The 18620-nt window shown below is 41.7% G+C and carries 14 protein-coding genes and 1 tRNA gene; 4 read left to right on the forward strand and 11 right to left on the reverse strand.

Annotated elements, in window-relative coordinates; genetic code table 11:
- Positions 1-29: 29 nt before the first annotated feature.
- From LK416_10830 to LK416_10840, 3 genes are all read right to left on the reverse strand, one after another.
- Positions 30-1832, reverse strand: coding sequence for a bifunctional homocysteine S-methyltransferase/methylenetetrahydrofolate reductase (locus LK416_10830; protein ID UEA74145.1), 1803 nt, complete (start codon positions 1830-1832; stop codon positions 30-32).
- Between the two features lie 278 nt (positions 1833-2110).
- A complete protein-coding gene (locus LK416_10835; protein UEA74146.1) occupies positions 2111-2314 on the reverse strand; it encodes a helix-turn-helix domain-containing protein in 204 nt (67 codons plus the stop codon).
- A 171-nt stretch (positions 2315-2485) separates the two neighbouring features.
- Positions 2486-4927 (reverse strand): LuxR C-terminal-related transcriptional regulator, encoded by a 2442-nt coding sequence (locus tag LK416_10840; protein ID UEA74147.1) that lies wholly within the window; start codon positions 4925-4927, stop codon positions 2486-2488.
- A 519-nt stretch (positions 4928-5446) separates the two neighbouring features.
- Between LK416_10840 and LK416_10845 the strand changes: the two genes are divergently transcribed.
- Positions 5447-5520 (forward strand) — tRNA-Pro (locus tag LK416_10845).
- A gap of 436 nt (positions 5521-5956) precedes the next feature.
- Entirely contained in the window at positions 5957-6361 is a 405-nt protein-coding gene (locus LK416_10850; GenBank protein ID UEA74148.1) for a hypothetical protein, read from the forward strand.
- 25 nt (positions 6362-6386) lie between these two features.
- Here LK416_10850 and LK416_10855 read toward each other — a convergent pair whose 3' ends face one another.
- The 4 genes from LK416_10855 to LK416_10870 form a co-directional block, all read right to left on the reverse strand.
- The gene (locus tag LK416_10855; GenBank protein UEA74149.1) at positions 6387-7685 is read right to left on the reverse strand and encodes an AAA family ATPase; all 1299 of its coding nucleotides are present in this window, start codon (positions 7683-7685) and stop codon (positions 6387-6389) included.
- A 160-nt stretch (positions 7686-7845) separates the two neighbouring features.
- A complete protein-coding gene (locus LK416_10860) occupies positions 7846-8508 on the reverse strand; it encodes an ABC transporter ATP-binding protein (GenBank protein ID UEA74150.1) in 663 nt (220 codons plus the stop codon).
- Position 8509: 1 nt separating this feature from the next.
- The gene (locus LK416_10865) at positions 8510-9736 is read right to left on the reverse strand and encodes an ABC transporter permease (GenBank protein UEA74151.1); all 1227 of its coding nucleotides are present in this window, start codon (positions 9734-9736) and stop codon (positions 8510-8512) included.
- Complete coding sequence (locus LK416_10870; protein ID UEA74152.1) at positions 9733-10845, reverse strand: FtsX-like permease family protein; 1113 nt, start codon at positions 10843-10845, stop codon at positions 9733-9735. The genes LK416_10865 and LK416_10870 overlap by 4 nt, the downstream gene beginning before the upstream one ends.
- Positions 10846-11136: 291 nt before the next feature.
- Between LK416_10870 and LK416_10875 the strand changes: the two genes are divergently transcribed.
- Entirely contained in the window at positions 11137-12459 is a 1323-nt protein-coding gene (locus LK416_10875) for an ATP-binding protein (protein ID UEA74153.1), read from the forward strand.
- A gap of 17 nt (positions 12460-12476) precedes the next feature.
- Positions 12477-13205, forward strand: coding sequence for a LytTR family DNA-binding domain-containing protein (locus LK416_10880; protein ID UEA74154.1), 729 nt, complete (start codon positions 12477-12479; stop codon positions 13203-13205).
- Positions 13206-13310: 105 nt separating this feature from the next.
- Here LK416_10880 and LK416_10885 read toward each other — a convergent pair whose 3' ends face one another.
- The 4 genes from LK416_10885 to LK416_10900 all read right to left on the reverse strand — a co-directional run bounded on the left by LK416_10885 (position 13311) and on the right by LK416_10900 (position 18575).
- Entirely contained in the window at positions 13311-13919 is a 609-nt protein-coding gene (locus LK416_10885) for a phosphoribosylanthranilate isomerase (protein UEA74155.1), read from the reverse strand.
- Between the two features lie 76 nt (positions 13920-13995).
- Positions 13996-15150 (reverse strand): MBL fold metallo-hydrolase, encoded by a 1155-nt coding sequence (locus LK416_10890; GenBank protein UEA74156.1) that lies wholly within the window; start codon positions 15148-15150, stop codon positions 13996-13998.
- A gap of 155 nt (positions 15151-15305) precedes the next feature.
- Positions 15306-17861, reverse strand: a complete 2556-nt coding sequence (locus LK416_10895; GenBank protein ID UEA74157.1) for an ABC transporter permease — start codon at positions 17859-17861, stop codon at positions 15306-15308.
- A 9-nt stretch (positions 17862-17870) separates the two neighbouring features.
- A complete protein-coding gene (locus tag LK416_10900) occupies positions 17871-18575 on the reverse strand; it encodes an ABC transporter ATP-binding protein (protein UEA74158.1) in 705 nt (234 codons plus the stop codon).
- Positions 18576-18620 lie beyond the last annotated feature (45 nt).

Genomic DNA, 18620 nt, shown 5'->3' on the forward strand with positions numbered 1-18620 from the left:
AAATTCTTAGCAATGGCGTACTTCTATCATTATCCTAATATCTTTTTCAACATATGAACGCGGTTAAATGGGAATGAAAAATAATATCCGTCTGCAAAATCATCGGTCATTGCCATGAATTCTCTGGCAAGCCGGATACCACAATTTTCTCCTTCTTCTCTGTTCATATCCTCTCTGTAACGATCTATAACTGAATCCGGTATCTCGATACCCGTCATTTCATTCTTCATAAAGACAGCATTTTTCCTGCTGACAAGCGGCATCAGTCCGACAAGGATCGTAGCTCCGGTCTCTTTCTTCATCTGCCTTATAATCTCTGCCTGCTCTGCCGAAAAGATCGGCTGGGTCATAAAAAATGTTGCTCCTGCCGCCATCTTTCTTCGGATTCGTTCTGTCTCTGCCTTTGTATTCATCCGGTTATGATTGATTGCACCGCCATATGTAACCGGGTGCTCGCTAAATGTATCACTGTTCATTTCCTGAACGATCTTCATCATTCCTACAGAGTCGAAATTGAACACGCTCTTTGTCGTCTGACGGAATAATACGGGAACCGGATCACCTGTCAGCAAAAGGAAATTCGTGATATGGTTCAGACTTGCTCCAAGTATCGTGGAACGGATCGCGATCGCATTCTTATCTCTGCAGCAAATATGCGGCATAACGCACAGTCCTGTCTCAAGTCTTATCTTCTCTGCCATCAATACCGAATCGGCTCTGGTTCTTCCCGATGGAGAATCCGGGAAAGTCACGACATCGACTTCTGCATTCTTTAATATATGCGCTGCATCGAGTAACTTCTCATCATCTGCATTTAACGGAGGAACCAGTTCGACTGCAACCAGCTTATGGGACGGATCCTTCACCCGACGCTCCATGAAACCATATGCCGGTTTCTCCGAAGATACAGTTACCTCTGCCACTGTTTCCCTGCTGCCAACCGGATAATCCAGTGATATCCCTGCTGCTATCTTCCGAATATAATCCGGTGTTGTTCCACAGCATCCACCGAAGATGCAGATGCCTGACTCTGCGATCTCTGATATTTTCTCCGCAAAATATTCTGCATTATCCGTAAAGGTCAGACGGTTATTCAGATATTTCGGATAACCGGAGTTCGGGAATACCGAAAGGAATGTAGCATCGTCTGCCGATATCTTCCGGATCAGCTTCTTCATATGGCCCGGTCCGACACCACAGTTTAAGCCGGTGCCATCTATATATCTGCATGCCTCTGCATCCGCGATCAGTCGTTTCGCAGACAGGCCTGTATTGCTATAGCCGAACTGATTGACACTGAAATGTACCAGAATCGTACAGTCATGTGTCTCTTTCAGATATGCGATCGCCGGGAGAATCGTTTCCAGTTCCGGAAATGTCTCAAATAACAGAATGTCGATTCCCTGCTCGATAAATGTCTCTCCGATCATGATATATTCCTTCGTCAGGTTATCGGAATGCGGTACACCCTCGGCGGGGATCGGGCCGATATCTCCTGCAATATAAATCTCATGCTCCGCCTTTTCTGCCGCTGCCTTCGCGCATGTAACTGCCGCCCGGATATTCTCTTTTACCGCTTCTGTATCACTTAAAAGGCTCTTTGTGTTTGATGCAAATGTATTCGTGCGGATAAGCTGTGCTCCCGCTTCTATGTATTCGGTGTGGATGCCAATGACCCGCTCCGGTGCTGTTATATTCGCAAGCTCCGGAAGATTTGAAATCGCAAGCCCTTTTTCCGGCTTACTTCCATCTCCATATAATGACATGTAATAAGTACCAAATGCTCCGTCTGCAATGATTCGTTTTGTCTGTATATATTCTTTCAATCTCATAAAAATCTGTTTATCTCCTTGTCCGTTTCCAAATTCGGCCTATGTGCTACAGTCTGCCTTTGTCTATCATTAGGCGTTTTTTCCACACCATTATATATGGACATCCATCAGAATTCAATGGTATGCCGCCACAAGAGCCAAATGGCATCTGCCACTCCTGTACTTCCAAACAAAACCCGCAAAACATCTTACTTCTTATAACGCAAAAATGATCTGCATACAAGTCTGTCATTTTCTGACTGCCCTTGTATACAGATCATTTCATTTTAATCGGAACTTTATGATACTCTTATCATCTGTTCCTTCTCGGCAACGTACTTCATCATCCGAAGCACATAGGACGGCATCTTTCTTTTTCCGGCCTCCCAATCCTGCACGGTACGATATGGGATTCCATAATAATCGCAGAATTTTTTACGATTCATACCCATACTGTCACGAAGTTTGCGAACCTCATTTCCGTATACTTCTTTCTCATCCATGCTTTTTTCCTCCTTAACCCTTTTGTATTTGTCCCCAAACCAATATATAGTTTAGTTTATATAAATAACGCAGGATTTGCAATACACCTTGCAAAAATGTCTTGTTTTCTGCATTATTTTACCATTTCTTTACCATTTTCGAGGCTGTTTCCCCAAAAATGACATGCAGAATCAGATCAGATTCCTGTTCTTCGCTTCCATAACTGCGCCGGCTTTGTCTTTTACTCCCAGTTTTTTATATGTCTGTGCCATATGATATTTTACATTTGCCTCCGTCATATTAAGCTGCTCCGCAATCTGGATCCTAGAGAATCCCTCTGCCAGAAGTTTGATGATACGGATACCGGTCTCACTTATCCGGACTTCTGCCTTTCCCATTTTCAGATATCCCGGATATGATCTTGCAACACTCTCTGTCTCTTTCATCACCTGTCTATGATACTGACGATTCTTTTTTATAAGTTTCGGATCATCTTCCACCTCTTCCGGTACAAACGGCAATGCTTGAAGCAGCGGATAGACAGCTGCTCCCTCTCTGGAAATCACTCTTACAAAATGATAATCTGCCGCTTCCTTTATCCCTGCCTGCAATTCTTCCCGCCAGGCTTTATTTCCCATACGATACATCGTGATCGCCATCAGTAATCTGCACTCGATCTGAATATAAGTACGTTTCATGACTTCGGCATAATATTGAAGCTTCACCAATAAACTGTATGCCTGTTCATATTTGCCTCGTTGAATGTATACCCGAACCTTTGTAAGATAAATAAATCTGTCATAGATTGAAAATTCCACATTCTCATCTACCGTCTGATCCATCCACCGGTTTACTTCTGCCCATTCGCCCTTATACAGTGCACATCGGGCAAGAAATGTCTGTATGTTCGGCAACAGCTTTACTGCCCCCTCCTTTTCAGCTTTCTCATAAAAGCTTCGGAGAACTTCTTCTGCCTCCTGAACTTTTCCGTTTATAATATGAAGCCATGCAAGGATACCGTCAGCTACAAAGCACTGTTCAATCTTGCCTCCGGCTTCTGCCTGCATACGACCTTTATTTGCAAGGACAGCCACCTCGTAATTGTCTTCGCCTTTTTCAAAAAAGCTCTCTGCCAATGCCAGATTGATCAGCCCTTTGCCGTATTTGCCAAGAACAAATTCCACAAGCTTACCTATCTTCCCTGCCAGTTCGCGATCCCTTCTGCTCCATTCACAGAAATCTTTCCCTCCATTCATCATAGACGGTTGGTTAGAAGTAACTGAAAATTCGCCCAATGTCGCCTGCCTGTCAAATACCAGTCGATATGCATTCTTCATAATACTTATCATATCTGCTGAACCTCTATGAGGCAATCCGATCTCCAGATACAGCAGATTATTCTTTGCTACCTTTCGAATACTGCCCTGATGACTGTCTGCAAATGCCTGCAGCTCCGAATACCAGCGTTCACTTTCCTCCGGATTCAACAACAGCGATTGCAGCATACTCATGCCACACATAAGCTCCGGACTTTTCTTCACGATCTCCTCCGACAACGCAAGATAATATTTCTTCAATTCATAATAATACGCACTGTTTGCTGATTTTCTTGCATTATCGATCAGAATAGATACCATTCGTTCCATCGCGTCTGCTTTCTCGTACATTTCAAGTGCCTGTAAAGGTCTGCCTGCTAACTGATAAAACAATCCTGCATTTTCATATACATTTTTTATCTGTTCTTTTGTATATTTTCTGTTCATTCTGCGCAACATGGATAACCGCATATGATCTCGAAGCTTATAGATTTTTTCTCCGTTTGCTCCCATCTGTTCATCTAAGAAATTACCCATCCATCTTGCATGCTCGATCAGATTCTCTGCATCATTCGCTCCCGTGATCATCTCAGCCAGCCGTATGGTAAATGTATCTACGATCGATATTTTCATCAGAAAATCCTGCATCTGGATATCCCAATTATCGTATACATGGAACTCCAGATAATTCCACATCTGCTCTGTTACTTTTCTTGAGTACTCGTCGTACTCCGGATCGGACAATCCATTTTCATATCCCAGTTCGTAGTACATGGTTGTTGCTACGCTTAATGCAAATGGCATACCATAGGTTTCTCTTGCCAGTCGCTTCTTCTGCTCTTCAGTCAGAACCATCTGTGTCAGTTCTATATATTTCAAGATTGACGGCATATCCATAATAAGCATGCTTTCATCTATAATATAAAATCCTTCCCGGAAGCGCAGTGTTGAAAGCCATGGGGGAACAGGACATCTGCCTGCCAGGATCATCCAGATATCCTCTCTTATAATTAAATTAAAAATTGCGTTTCGGAGTTCATCATCTTCTTCCCATGTAAGCTCATGTATATCATCGATCACAACAATCTTTCTGGCTGTTTCCTCCGGGATCTCAAGGTCCTCTGCCGTTATTTCTCCTGCATGGAACAGGTTGTATTTTCTCTTACCCAGATAATGGGTGATCAACTCACTTTTTCCGGTTCCGCTGACTCCAAATATATATGCGGTTACGTTCTCATCGTCTGCCGTCTTCAACAACCGCCAGGCTTTTTTCGGTTTGATATAGTCGCCTTTTTCTATTGATGGATTTCCGTTCATAACCGCTGTTCCTTTCGTAATTTTTATATAGTGTAAATAATTACACAGCTTTGCCTGCTAGCAGGCATGCTGTCATCCGCTTATTTCTTCTCCGTGAATAACTACGATTTCTCCGTTCTTCGAACTCCCGAAATCGCTTCAGTCATTCGCTTTCCGGACTTTCGTCCTTCATGCTCATGTTTCTTCTCCGTGAATAACTACGATTTCTCCGTTCTTCGAACTCCCGAAATCGCCTCAGCCATTCGCTTTCCGGACTTTCGTCCTTCATGCTCATGTCTGTTTGCCCGGCAAATAATTACACAGCTTTGCCTGCTAGCAGGCATGCTGTGTAATTGCTTGCCGGGGTTATTCACTCATTATATCACTTGTTTTGGCGCACTGTACACTGGACAAACGGCTAGTATTGCACATTTTTTTATTATTTTTCATTCTTTCAAATAAAACACTTGCTTTTTTCAGAATAAATATTTATACTAATACAGGTATTGAGATCCATACATTTGAGTATGGATTTTCTTTCGGCGCGTGGCTCAGCTTGGTAGAGCGCTTCGTTCGGGACGAAGAGGTCGCAGGTTCAAATCCTGTCGCGCCGATTTTTTATGCTCTTTTTTACGCACAGTTATAAAACAATCCGTTTTTCCGAATCTTAAAAATGGAAGAACACATTACCCATTATTACGCAAGACGTTTGCACTCTATTCTAACGCAACGGTGCTAAGTTCCCCGCCTTTGGCGGCTCACTAAGAACCGGCGTTAGAAAAGGCTTGCTGCATAATAGTAATGTATCCTTCCATTTTTGTATTTCAACACAAGAAACGGATTGTTTTATAACCGCGCATACAGGTAAGCGAATTTTTATCTTGTCACCGACAGTATTTTTCTCTGTTTTAAAGTTCGTTTAAGGATTCCCTTTTAGAATACAAGTAAATTAAATAGTTCCTGTACATCTATATCATCTACCTATTATTTCGTAAGTCGTTTCCACTCTAATCCTCGTGCAGCGATATTTACATTACAAATACGAATTGTGTGATCTCTCTTTCCGATGGAACGATCACAAATAAAGACAGCGACAGCTACCTGATGAATATTTGCGGCAACTCCGCTTCCCATGGCTGGGGTACCGCTGGAGCAAATGGCGCACAGGTAACATTTTCCGCAAGCGACCAGACCTTAGACGGTGATATCGTTGTGGATACGATCTCCACGCTTGATATGACATTATCTGATAACAGCACCTTTAACGGAACGATCAACATTATCGATAATGCCGATGGTGGTACTGCTGTCTCCGACAATGCCGTTGTTACGATTGATTCCGGAAGCACCTGGAATCTGACTGGTAACTGCACGATCAGCAGCCTTACCAATAATGGCACGATCAATTTCAACGGCTACACCATCACTCTTGCAGATGGCACGGTGTTGAAGTAAATTTCTGAAAGCACCCTATGGTTACTCATAGGGTGCTGAGAAATTGATCCAGCATATACAATGGAACATTCACCATCCAATCTTGTTTTCTAAATTTCGACATAGAAGATCGTATTGCCATTTCAGGTTTATATTTTTCACAAAAAGCTCGCAAACTCTTTGCTCGTAGGTTTTCTTCTGCTTTTACCTCAATAGGAATACACTGCATCTCCTGTTGTATCAAAAAGTCAATCTCCCCACTGGAATTTTCTGTAGAGTAATAATACAATTCTCTATCAGCTGCTTTTAACTGCTGTGCAACAAACTGTTCTGTCAATGCTCCTTTAAATTCTTCAAAAATTCTACACCCATCCAGCAACACTTTTGCTGCAATATTTCCCTTTGCCCCAAGAAGCCCTACATCAATCATAAACATCTTGAAGCTGCTCATCTCCATATATGCAATCAAAGGAATATCCGGTTTACTAACACGATAACTTTTTATAATCAAACCGGCATCTTCCAACCACTGGATTGCTAATTCAAAATCCTTTGCTCTGGCGCCTTCCCTCACACAACCATAAATAAACTTACGATTTTCTTTTGCAAGCTGAGCCGGAATAGAATTCCATACCATCATAATTCTTGGAATTACATCTCTGGGTGCATGCTTACTAAAATCCTCTTCATAATACTTCAGTAAATTCTTCTGGATTTCTCTTACTTCATTAAAGTCATCTGTATCTAAATATGTTTGAATAACTTCTGGCATTCCACCTATATAGTAATATTTTTTTAATAGCTCCGTATATTTTATAGAATAGGCATTTATCATTTCATAATCACGCGATTGTAATAATTTTGCCAACTCATTTTCACCATTTGCGCATAAAAACTCGCTGAAATTCAAAGGATAAAGCTGCATGAAGTCTACCTTTCCAACAGGAAATGAAGTACCACTATGAAGTGCTACTCCTAATAATGATCCTGCAGCAATTATGGCATATTGTGGTGCATTTTCATAAAAATATTTTAACGATGTAAGAGCCTCAGGCGCTTCTTGTATTTCATCAAATATAATCAATGTATCTGCTGCTTCAAAACTTTTTCCATACTCAATTTTAATAGCAGATACAATACGCGCAATATCAAAATCAATTTGAAATACCCTTTTCATAATTTCATTATTATCAAAGTTAATATATACTGTATTCTTAAAATATCGCGCACCAAATTCCTTCATAATCCATGTTTTTCCAACTTGTCTGGCACCTTGGATAATTAAAGGTTTTCTTTTTTTCTTATCCTTCCATTTTTCTAACTTTATAAATAAATCTCTTTCCATAACTTCATACCACCTTTGCACTTATCCGTAGCAGTTATGCCAATATTATATGCTTTTATTTATATTTTATCAACATTTTTCAGGTGGTAATTTGTTCGTCTATAACATTTTTCAGGTGGTAATTTTTATAAACTCAACAATTTTCAGGTGATAAATATACTCATTCAATTCTTCCATCCTCTATCCTGTACCGGATCGGACACCGCATCGCAACCTTTGGATCATGCGATACGATAATGATCGTTATCCCCTGTCTGTTTAGTTCCAACAATAAATCCATAAGACTATCGGTATTTTCAGAATCTAACGCTCCCGTTGGTTCATCTGCAATGATTATTTTTGCATCCATTGCCAATGCTCTGGCGATCGCAACCCTCTGTCTTTGTCCACCGGATAACTGATTTGTCTTTTTTTGCTCTAGTCCTGAAAGCCCGACAGCCGACAATATCTCCTTTGCTTTATTTTCAAATTTGCGGTTATATCGTCCTCCGATCACTTCGGGCAGACATACATTTCGCAGAACTGTATCGTTTCCAAGAAGTCCAAAATCCTGCATGATCATCCCTATCTTTTGATTGCGTATTCTGCATCTTTCTTTATCAGACATATCAGAAACCAGTTTCCCACAAAAACGATATTCTCCGGAACTCGGCGAATCAATTCCCGCAATAATATGCAGCAGAGTTGATTTTCCGGAACCGGAAGGTCCCGTAATGGCAACCATATCCCCCTCTTCTATTCTCAGATTAATATCCTTTAATGCATGCGTCTCGGTTGCTTTTCCTGCATTATATATTTTTTCAATCTTTTCTAATTCGATCATATCAGTCACCACCCTTTAATAATTCGATCTCTGCCTGTTTTCCGGTTCGCCGGAATCCCATCCATATGCTCAATAGCAGAATGAACAAAAGCACACCTGCTGAAAATCCATAACTAAATATCCCTGTGTATCCGTAACTCTCCTGTATTTTTAATACCGTTTTTGTAAACCATGGATATAAAAGTGCCGCTATTCCAAATGACACTGCCAGCAAAATTGCACCGGATGAGAAAATAACCGCTATCATCTTCTTTCTTGTCATTCCTAATATATAAAATACCGCAAACTCATTTTTCTTCTGTGCGATCATAAGATACAGATACCCTCCATATCCAAACACTGCGATCAAGGTCAACAAAGCAAATGCAAGCACATACCATGCATTTTCTTCCAGCATATTCTTAAAAGCTCCTGCTGCTATCGTACGGTAAGTATTTAAAGTTCCATAATTTCTCATTTTACTTTGCAAAGAGGTTGCCAGATTTTCTCCCGATACATGTTCTTCCGGTTCTATCAGGAAATTAACATTTGTCAAATGATCAAATAATTCATCCATAGCCTTGCCAAATACAATAAATCTGTATTCCGATAAATCTTTCGATGGAACTGCCATATCTCCCAATTCCATGGTATCTCCGTAACTAAAAACCACCGGAACTGCACTGTCTCTCTGCAAGATGCCTGCTACTTCACATGATATTTTTATTGTATCATCAAAAGCAAGACTGATTTCTGTCCTTGTTCCAACCGGTAATTCCTCTGCCATTGAACTGCTAACCAATATAGGAATGCATCCTGCTGATACATTTTCCTGAATTTCCGGTTCTATATTTAATCTGATAATATCTAACATTTCGCTTGAATACATAACCAGATTTGCGCTGCACATCTTCCCATCCGTCTGCATATAAATACCATTTTCAAATGCACATCGATCTACTTTTTTCACACCGTTCGACTCCCGCAGCAGCTCATAAATCTCTTTTGCCGCAGTTCCATTTCCGGCCATTTCCTGCGCATATATTGAATTATTCTTGCTAAAATGAACCATAGAATCAAAGTCTAATGTATATGCCGCTTTTACCTGCTTTTTCTCCATCAGATATGAATCGACCGGTTTTAATACAACAAATGACATTTCAAGCATACATATCAACTGAATGAATAAAACAATCTCCCCAAACAACTTCTTTGTATATAAATACCTGCATATCCGAAGAAAATTCATACGATCTCCCCCTTTGTATATAAACGAACCACCTTTCCCATCGGTCTTAACGTGCATAATATCGAAAATCCAAACATAACAGCTAATATATATATCAGGCTGTCAGGCATTGGGAATGCATTTCCATAGACATATTGAAGTAATGGAAATGTCAGATATTGCAGAATAATCGCAATGATACTGCCAACGCCATAATATAAAAGCCAGTGTCCATATATCAATAACATACACCGTACTTTTGGCATCCCGCACAACCACAAAACGGTGATCTCTTTTTTATAAGTTGTGATCCACTCTGCCATGAGTCTGATCACTGTTATCCCGGCGATCATACACAAAAGAAATGCAAGTATTTCATATTGCGTCCGTCCTTCTTCCAGCACATCATTGGAATTGCTATCGGGTAAATATACCCGCGTCGATGGAAACATATCCTGTATTTTTTCTGCATATTTCTGCAAAACCTCATAAGATGCATAATTGAATTGCGCCAGTATCTGTTCCGGTTGAAATTCTTCTTTATAACATTTATATGGGATCAACATATATTGCATTTCCTCACCGGCTTCTTCCCCTAAAATGTCGATCTGTGACTGTGATGATCTGGCTGAAGCGAAGGACCATGGAACGATCCAGCCCATACCAATTACTTCATATGTATGCTCTCCTGCCTCAAAACTTCCACTTCCGGCTATTGCATTTTTCATATTATCAGATACAAAACCAACATATTCACCTGCTGCCTGTTCCTCTTTGTTAAAAAAACTTCCTGAAGTAATTGGAAACCAATTGTTTCCTTTTGTTCCATCCCAGCCTACCAATATTTTTTTACTTTCCAACCTTGTGAAATATAATACATTTACCATCCCTTTTTTTGAGATGCTGTTCAGATATGCAGACATCTCATCCATATTTATACCGTTTTTCTCGTCTATATCGATCGTCAGAGATGCTTCCGTATTGCTACAGGTAGCCAACTGATACTGTCCAACTGCCAAACCCAGCATGATACTGATGCAATATACACATATGACAACGCCCAACAATAACAACCCGGATATGACAGGATTCATGCTTATGTGTTTCTTTAATACATGTCCGAATATCATAGATATGCCCTCCTTCCTAAATAACCATGCAAGTAAATGATTTTGCAGCCACCTCTCACCCCATACACTTGAAAAATCATCCCTTGCAGGTAAATGGTTTTTCATCATCATATCATCCACATTCCCCTGTTCAAGACGCGCCGGCGCAAACAACATCCTGCCGGATGCAAACAACATACGGAAATGAAATTATAGTCTTCACAGGAAAGGCTGGTATGTTACAATAAATATTGTAGAAGTGTAGATTTATCGAAATGGATATAAACGATATGGAAAAGCGAGGGGATATTTTTGAGTGACTATATTGCAGAATTTATTATAAATATCTGGGTATCATTTCTTTTTCTGATACTTGCAAATGGAAAATTAAACCGGCGAAGCTTCAGATATTCTTATCTGTTACAGATCCTGTCGGTTCTCGTATTGGCAGAATGTGCCTTATTACTGGATGTCATGCAGGCTCCCGTTATCATCAAATCCCTGACTATACTATTGGTCTTACATTACCTGTATACCTGTATATTCTTTACGTTCCAGATCAGCAATCTGTTCTGGGTCGTTATATTCTGCATAGTAGAACTTGCTTCCAAATTCACAGCGACCATATTCCCTGTGGAATGGCTGCACACAGATGCCGATGGGATGCTGACGGATCATGCAGTACAAAGCCCGGTTACAATCCTGTATCTTCTGACCCTTACGGTATTGACATCCATTCTGCTCTGTTTCTCATCCAGAGCCTTCAAGCTCTCACGAACAGAAAAAATAATCTTCGTTCTGTTGTCAGTCTTATGCATCGTGATTGAAAATCTTATCGTTGCCGGTCAGGTAAATATCCATACCGGAAGCCCGGAAACCTATGCAGATCTTCTGTCTGCCATCTGTTTCCTGATCTTGATCTTATTTGTCTCCCTGACAATATACCTGTACCATCTCGGCATAGAACGTGAGAAAAATATCCAGTTGTCCAGACAACAGCTCCTATCAGAAATGGAGCGTAAGCAATACGACCAGATCATCAGCTCCATATCAGAGCTTCGCTATCTGAAGCATGACATCAGCAATCATCTGGACACCCTTCACGCCCTGATGGTAAATCATGCATATCCGGAAGCAGAGGCATTTATCCGGGACCTGACCGCAACCGTAAATAACAACCACTACATTCTTGCGAGCGGCAACTCCACGGTAGACAGCATCCTCACAAATAAACTGATTCAATGTAAATCTGCACAGATTCAGGTTGAATACTCGGTATTTCTGCCGGACAGCATTCCGCTATCGGATATTGAATTATGTTCCTTACTTGGTAATTTATTTGACAATGCCATCGAAGCATGTGAACAGCTTCCGGAAACAGAACAACGCTCGATTGATTTTTCGATGAAACCATTTCAGAATATGCTTTCCATCGTCATAAGCAACCGGACAAATGGATATTACAGAATAGATAAGAAGAATCATTTCCTATCAACGAAAACCATAGAGGATACACCCGAACATGGATTGGGGCTGTCGAGAATCCAAAGTATTGTAAACGATCATAACGGTATTTTTAACATTCAACCAACGACGGATACCTTTATGATCCAGATATTATTGCCACTTAAATGAAAGGATGAACCAATCGGATGAATATAAATATCGCTGTACTGGAAGACATTCCAAAACATTATAAACAATTAGCGGAAGTTATACATAACTGGGCTGAGAAAAAGGAATATGCTGTTTCTGTCAAATGGTTTCACGATGAAACTTCTATTTTAGGATCAGCATTTATGAAAGATTGTAATTTGCTGTTTTCCGATATTGAACTGAAAAATGCCGACACGAATATACCTGCCGATGATCACATCAAAAATGGAATCGATATCTGTACACAATTAAGGAAAAACGGATATCAAGGAGATATTATTTTTCTTACAGCCTTCCGTGAATATGTCTTTGACGGATATCAGGCACAGGCGATCAACTATTTATTAAAACCTGTTTCACCTGAAGCGATCGAACGTTGCCTGGATCAGTATATTTCACTGCATTCTTCAGACTATTATTGCCTGCATAAGGACAATAACATCACACGGATTCCGTTCAATGATATCATTTCCATAAGCAGGCTGGGGCATGACTGCTGCATCACAACAGCTTCCGGCTTATACACAGAACGAACCTCGCTGAAAAACATGGAACAGCATCTGCCCGAACCATTTATACGGTGTCACAAATCCTGCATTGTCAATATAAATCATGTCACCTCCTTATCCGGCTCCACGATCTATCTTGCAAATAAACAGACCCAGACGGTCGGAAGAAATTATCTGGATGACATACGAAAAGCATTGCTGCAAATCGCACAATAAAACAGCACCCTATAAGCATGATACCTTTCAAGCAGTCAATGAAAATAACCAATGTCTGCTCAAAAACGTATCACTGCCCACAGAGTGCCTGAAATAATACATCTTCTACTGATTCTTCACATTCTCCACAAATCTCAGGATCTTCTCCCGGTCTTTGCCGATTCCGGTGTCGTTCTCCACACCGGAGCTGGTGTCTGCACCATCCACATGAGTTGCGGCAAATGCCTCTGCCACATTGTCAGGATTTAAACCACCAGCAAGAAGTGCAAACTTCTCATCGTGCGGAATATCGGAAAGTACAGACCAGTCAAAGGTCTTCCCACTGCCCGGTGTCTGTGCATCAAAGATATATCCTTTTACTATATCAGCCTGATGATATTTCTCATAAGAAGACAGATCATGTACATTAAATGCTTTGATAACAGGAATATGGATCTCCTGCAGCAGTTCCTGGCTGATATCCCCATGAATCTGGATCATCTGGATTCCGGCAGCTTCGATCTCCCGGATCTGATCGAGCGTCGGTTCTACCGTTACCGCTACGGATGTGACCGCAGGGTTCAGTTTTTTTATAAGGGAAGATGCTTTTTCTACTGTGATATTCCGCTTGCTTTTCGGAAAGAACATCACCATTCCCATAAAATCCACGCCGGCTTCATTTACATATTCAACTTCCTGTTCTTCTGTGATTCCACAGATTTTTACCAGATTCATAGCTTCTCCATTCTGTCATTTATATGTACGACCTCTTTATCATAGTGGTAGAACAATACTTCTATATAAGAATCGATTATTTACACAGTTCATCTGCCAGTGCATCGATCTGTGCAAGGCTTGCGTCATTTAATGCCGCCTTGATCTGAACTGTTGTATCAGTAAATGTCAGATTCTTGCTGTTTTCAAACATACCCTTCATAACCTTTGCAGCCATTGGAGCCCATGCGCCATTCTCGATCAGACCGATCGTGCGGTTCTGGAAATTACGCTCTGTCAGGTGATTGATGAACTCTCTCATAAATGGGAAAATGTCACCGTTATAGGTCGTTGTTGCAAGCACCAGTTTGCCATAACGGAACGCATCCTCTACTGCCTCTGCCATATCACAGCGGGCAAGATCATTGACTGCTACCTTTGGGCATCCCTTTTCGGTCAGCTTCTTTGCAAGAAGCTCTGCTGCCTCTTTTGTATGTCCATAGACAGATGTGTAAGCGATCACTACACCGTCTGTTTCTACTCCATAAGATGACCATGTATCATATAAACCGATATAATATCCGAGATTCTCTGTCAGAACCGGTCCATGAAGCGGACAGATGATCTGGATATCCAGTCCTGCTGCCTTCTTCAACAATGCCTGAACCTGTGCACCGAACTTTCCTACGATTCCGATGTAGTAACGGCGAGCCTCACATGCCCAGTCCTCCTCTACATCCAAGGCTCCGAATTTGCCGAAGCCGTCCGCGGAGAATAATACCTTATCTGTGCTGTCATAGGTCATCATAACCTCCGGCCAGTGTACCATCGGAGCCATGACAAATGTCAGCTCATGCTTTCCAAGTGATAAGGTATCTCCCTCTTTCACCATCATTCTTCTATCAGCATAATCTTTTCCAAAGAAGTTCTTCATCATGTTAAATGCTGCCGCTGTTGCAACAACTGTTGCTGTCGGATACTTCTCCATGAAATTTGCAAGATTCGCCGAATGATCCGGCTCCATATGCTGAACCACGATGTAATCCGGTGTCCGGCCTGCAAGCTCCGTTTCCAGCTTTGCTAACCATTCATCCGTAAAATTCTGATCCACCGTATCCATAACGGCAATCTTCTCATCCATGATCACATAAGAATTATATGCCATGCCATTTGGCACAATATACTGTCCCTCAAACAGATCGATCTCATGGTCATTCACACCGATGTACTTAATATCATTTGTAACTGTCATTTTTTCTTCCTCCTGCCACTATATTTTTATTTGTATATTTTTCTATCTGCGGGCTTTTTGTTCACCCACAGTTCTTTATGGTATTTTTTTCATTGCATCAACCGCAATACAGTATCTGTTTTCTATATTTCATGATTTCATTTTTACGCTTTCCCTTAGTCCACTGATTTCAGGGATTCTGCCATATTGATCCGCTCCAGTCTCACCGACATGAACAGGTTGACACAGCCATTAAAAGCAAACGTCAGAATAATGCTGTACACATAACTAAGCGGTGAAATGTAAGTGTCAAATGAAACCATATCCACACGGATCTGATCCATAACAAAGCTATGCAGAAATACTCCGAGCACCAGACCGACCGCTATTCCGATTGCCGTCAGCACCCAGTTTTCACGGAACACATAAGATGAGGTTTCATTTCTGAAAAATCCAAGCACCTTTACGGTTGCAATCTCCCGGATTCGTTCTGTAATATTGATATTTGTCAGGTTATACAGCACGATAAATGCCAGTGCTGCCGCCGACAGGATAACGACCAGAACGATATAGTCCAGACTCTTCATCATATTGCTGATACGTTCGCGCATATCTCCATTCACGACTACTGCAGAAACTACATTTTCTTTCATAAGATCGGCAGCCACTTCATGTGCATCCATATCAGGCTTCAGATTGAAATAGACGGAATGATATACCGGAGCTTCTCCCATCTGATCCATGTATGTTTCCGGCGACAGATATACATAATTATATACATAATTTTCAAAGATGCCGGAAATCTTTGCCTTGATCTCTTTCATATCACTGTTCCGGATCGTAATGGTATCCCCAACGGACAGATCATACCGGGTTGCCAAAGCACTGTTGATAACCGCCTCATCCTTGCCCGGATATGCGACCTTCTCATTCTTACTGTTGTGAAAATCCATATATTTGTCCGAATGCTCCGGTTCTTTCATAATAACTAGATTAATGCTCTTAATGCCATCGGACTCTATCAGATCCCAGCTTGTCTCACCAACAAAATCATAGTCCTGCATATATTTGTCTAATTTATCATACAGATCACCGGCTGCCGCTGATTCCGAACCCGTCTGCGTTGCTTCCTGCTGATCCTTCTGATTTTCCTCAGAAGCTGCATTCGTTTTCTTTACATCATCAACACTCTCTGCAAGGGTCATCGTTCCGTCTAAGATCTGGATCTCATCATACTGACGATCTGCAAAGCCGGCGATCGAATCATTGATACCAAATCCGGTCAGAAGCAGGGCTGTGCATCCGCTGATTCCTATTACCATCATAAAGAAACGCTTCTTATACCGAAAGATATTTCGAACCGATACCTTATGCAGAAATTTTAATCGTTTCCATACAAATGATATTTTCTCAAGGAATACACGTTTGCCCGCCTTCGGTGCCTTCGGCCGCATCAGACCTGCCGCAGTCTCCGACAGCTCATACCGGCAGGTAAACCATGTCGTTCCTACCGAACATGCCAGAGATACCAGCATAGCAATTCCTGCCAGCTTCCAGTCTACAATATATTTTAAGCTAATATTCAGATACATCATATGATATGCTTTCCAGATTACCCGTGGGAATGCATACGTTCCTGCAAAAAAGCCTCCTATACATCCGATAACTGCTGCCAGCCCTGAATAGATCATATATTTGCTCATGATCGTATGCTCACTGTATCCAAGTGCCTTTAGCATTCCGATCATTGTTCGCTGTTCCTCGACCATACGATTCATCGTCGTCATACAGACAAGCACAGCAACCAATACAAAGAACACCGGAAATACCTTTGCTACACCATCCACGATATCGGAATCACTCTCAAAACAGACATAACCGACATTCGTCTCCCTGCCAAGAATATAATAACTGACATCCGGTGCGTCATCTATGGTTACGCCGGCAACCATATCTTCGGTAAGCCCGGTCTGCATCAAAAGCGCCTGATATCGTTTCGTAACACGGTCATGACAGATAGCATCCCAGGCATCCTTTTTCTCGTCCATATAGGTATCGTACGCATCATCGTATAACGCATAGTCCTGATCAAACCTGACATAGACGTCAGTGTAGCATTCACAGTCAAATGCTTCCGGCTTCATATATACAAATCCACTTAATTTACCGGTCCCGAGAGTAGTCGTTCCACGTTCAAAATTAATATAAAGGGAGGACTGTACGGTTCCAGTAACCGTAAATTTCCTATAGCGGAGCTTTGTCTCAGTGGCATCACCATTCGTATCTGCCACGGTAATGACATCACCGATTCTCACATCTGTCAGCTTGTCATCCACTACGCATTCATCATCCGCTTCCGGCAGTCTGCCATCCACCAGACGGATGTCATTCACATGCTCCGGCAATGACAAGGTTTTGAGTGCACGTTCATTATCACCCATACCATCATAAAGCACATCAAATGAATAGCTGCCCTCTGCATACCGGACATCATCCTCACCCGCAAATGCTTCCACATCCTCATCTGTATAGCCAAGCGTAGACACCAGATGCAGATCATAGAATTCCGAATCACTGAGGAAATCCGTAATCGTCTTTACCATAGCCGGCTTGGTCATCTTCAGGCCTGAAAAGAAACCAACACCTAACGCTATGATCGCGAGAATCGCTGCAAACCGTCCAAAACTGTTTTTAATTTCTCGAAATGTCGTACGACGCATCATTGATTTCATAAGACATACCTACCATTCCAGATCTTCTACATTTTTAATGTTATCATTCAGAACAACCTTCTCTACTGTTCCGCTCTTAACTGTGATCACACGATCTGCCATTGCTGTAAGTGCCTGATTATGTGTGATAACGATAACCGTAGTTCCGGTGTTCCTACAGGTATCCTGAAGCAATTTGAGTACGGATTTTCCTGTATTATAGTCCAGCGCACCGGTCGGTTCATCACATAAAAGCAGCTTCGGATTCTTTGCAAGTGCTCTGGCGATCGCTACCCGCTGCTGCTCTCCACCGGATAACTGTGCAGGGAAATTTGCCATACGATCCTCAAGCCCTACCTGCTTTAATACCGTTGCCGCATCTAACGGGTCCTTACAGATCTGTGCCGCAAGCTCTACATTTTCCAGTGCCGTCAGATTCTGCACCAGATTATAGAACTGAAATACAAATCCTACATCATATCTCCTGTATGCCGTAAGCTGCCGCTTGTTCAGCCCGGAGATTTCTTTTCCGTCCAGATATACACTGCCGCCGGACAGCGTGTCCATTCCGCCCAGGATATTCAGAATCGTTGTCTTTCCCGCTCCTGACGCTCCAACAATGACACAGAATTCTCCTTTTTCAATCTCGAAGTTCACATCCCGCAGAGCATGGATCTCAACCTCGCCGGTCTTATATATTTTCTTAACATCCTTAAACTCAACATATGCACTCATGCCGCCTCGCTCCTTTCTATCATGACAGATAATTGTGAATTAAAT

Source organism: Lachnospiraceae bacterium GAM79, from assembly GCA_020735665.1.
GTDB lineage: Bacteria > Bacillota > Clostridia > Lachnospirales > Lachnospiraceae > Coprococcus.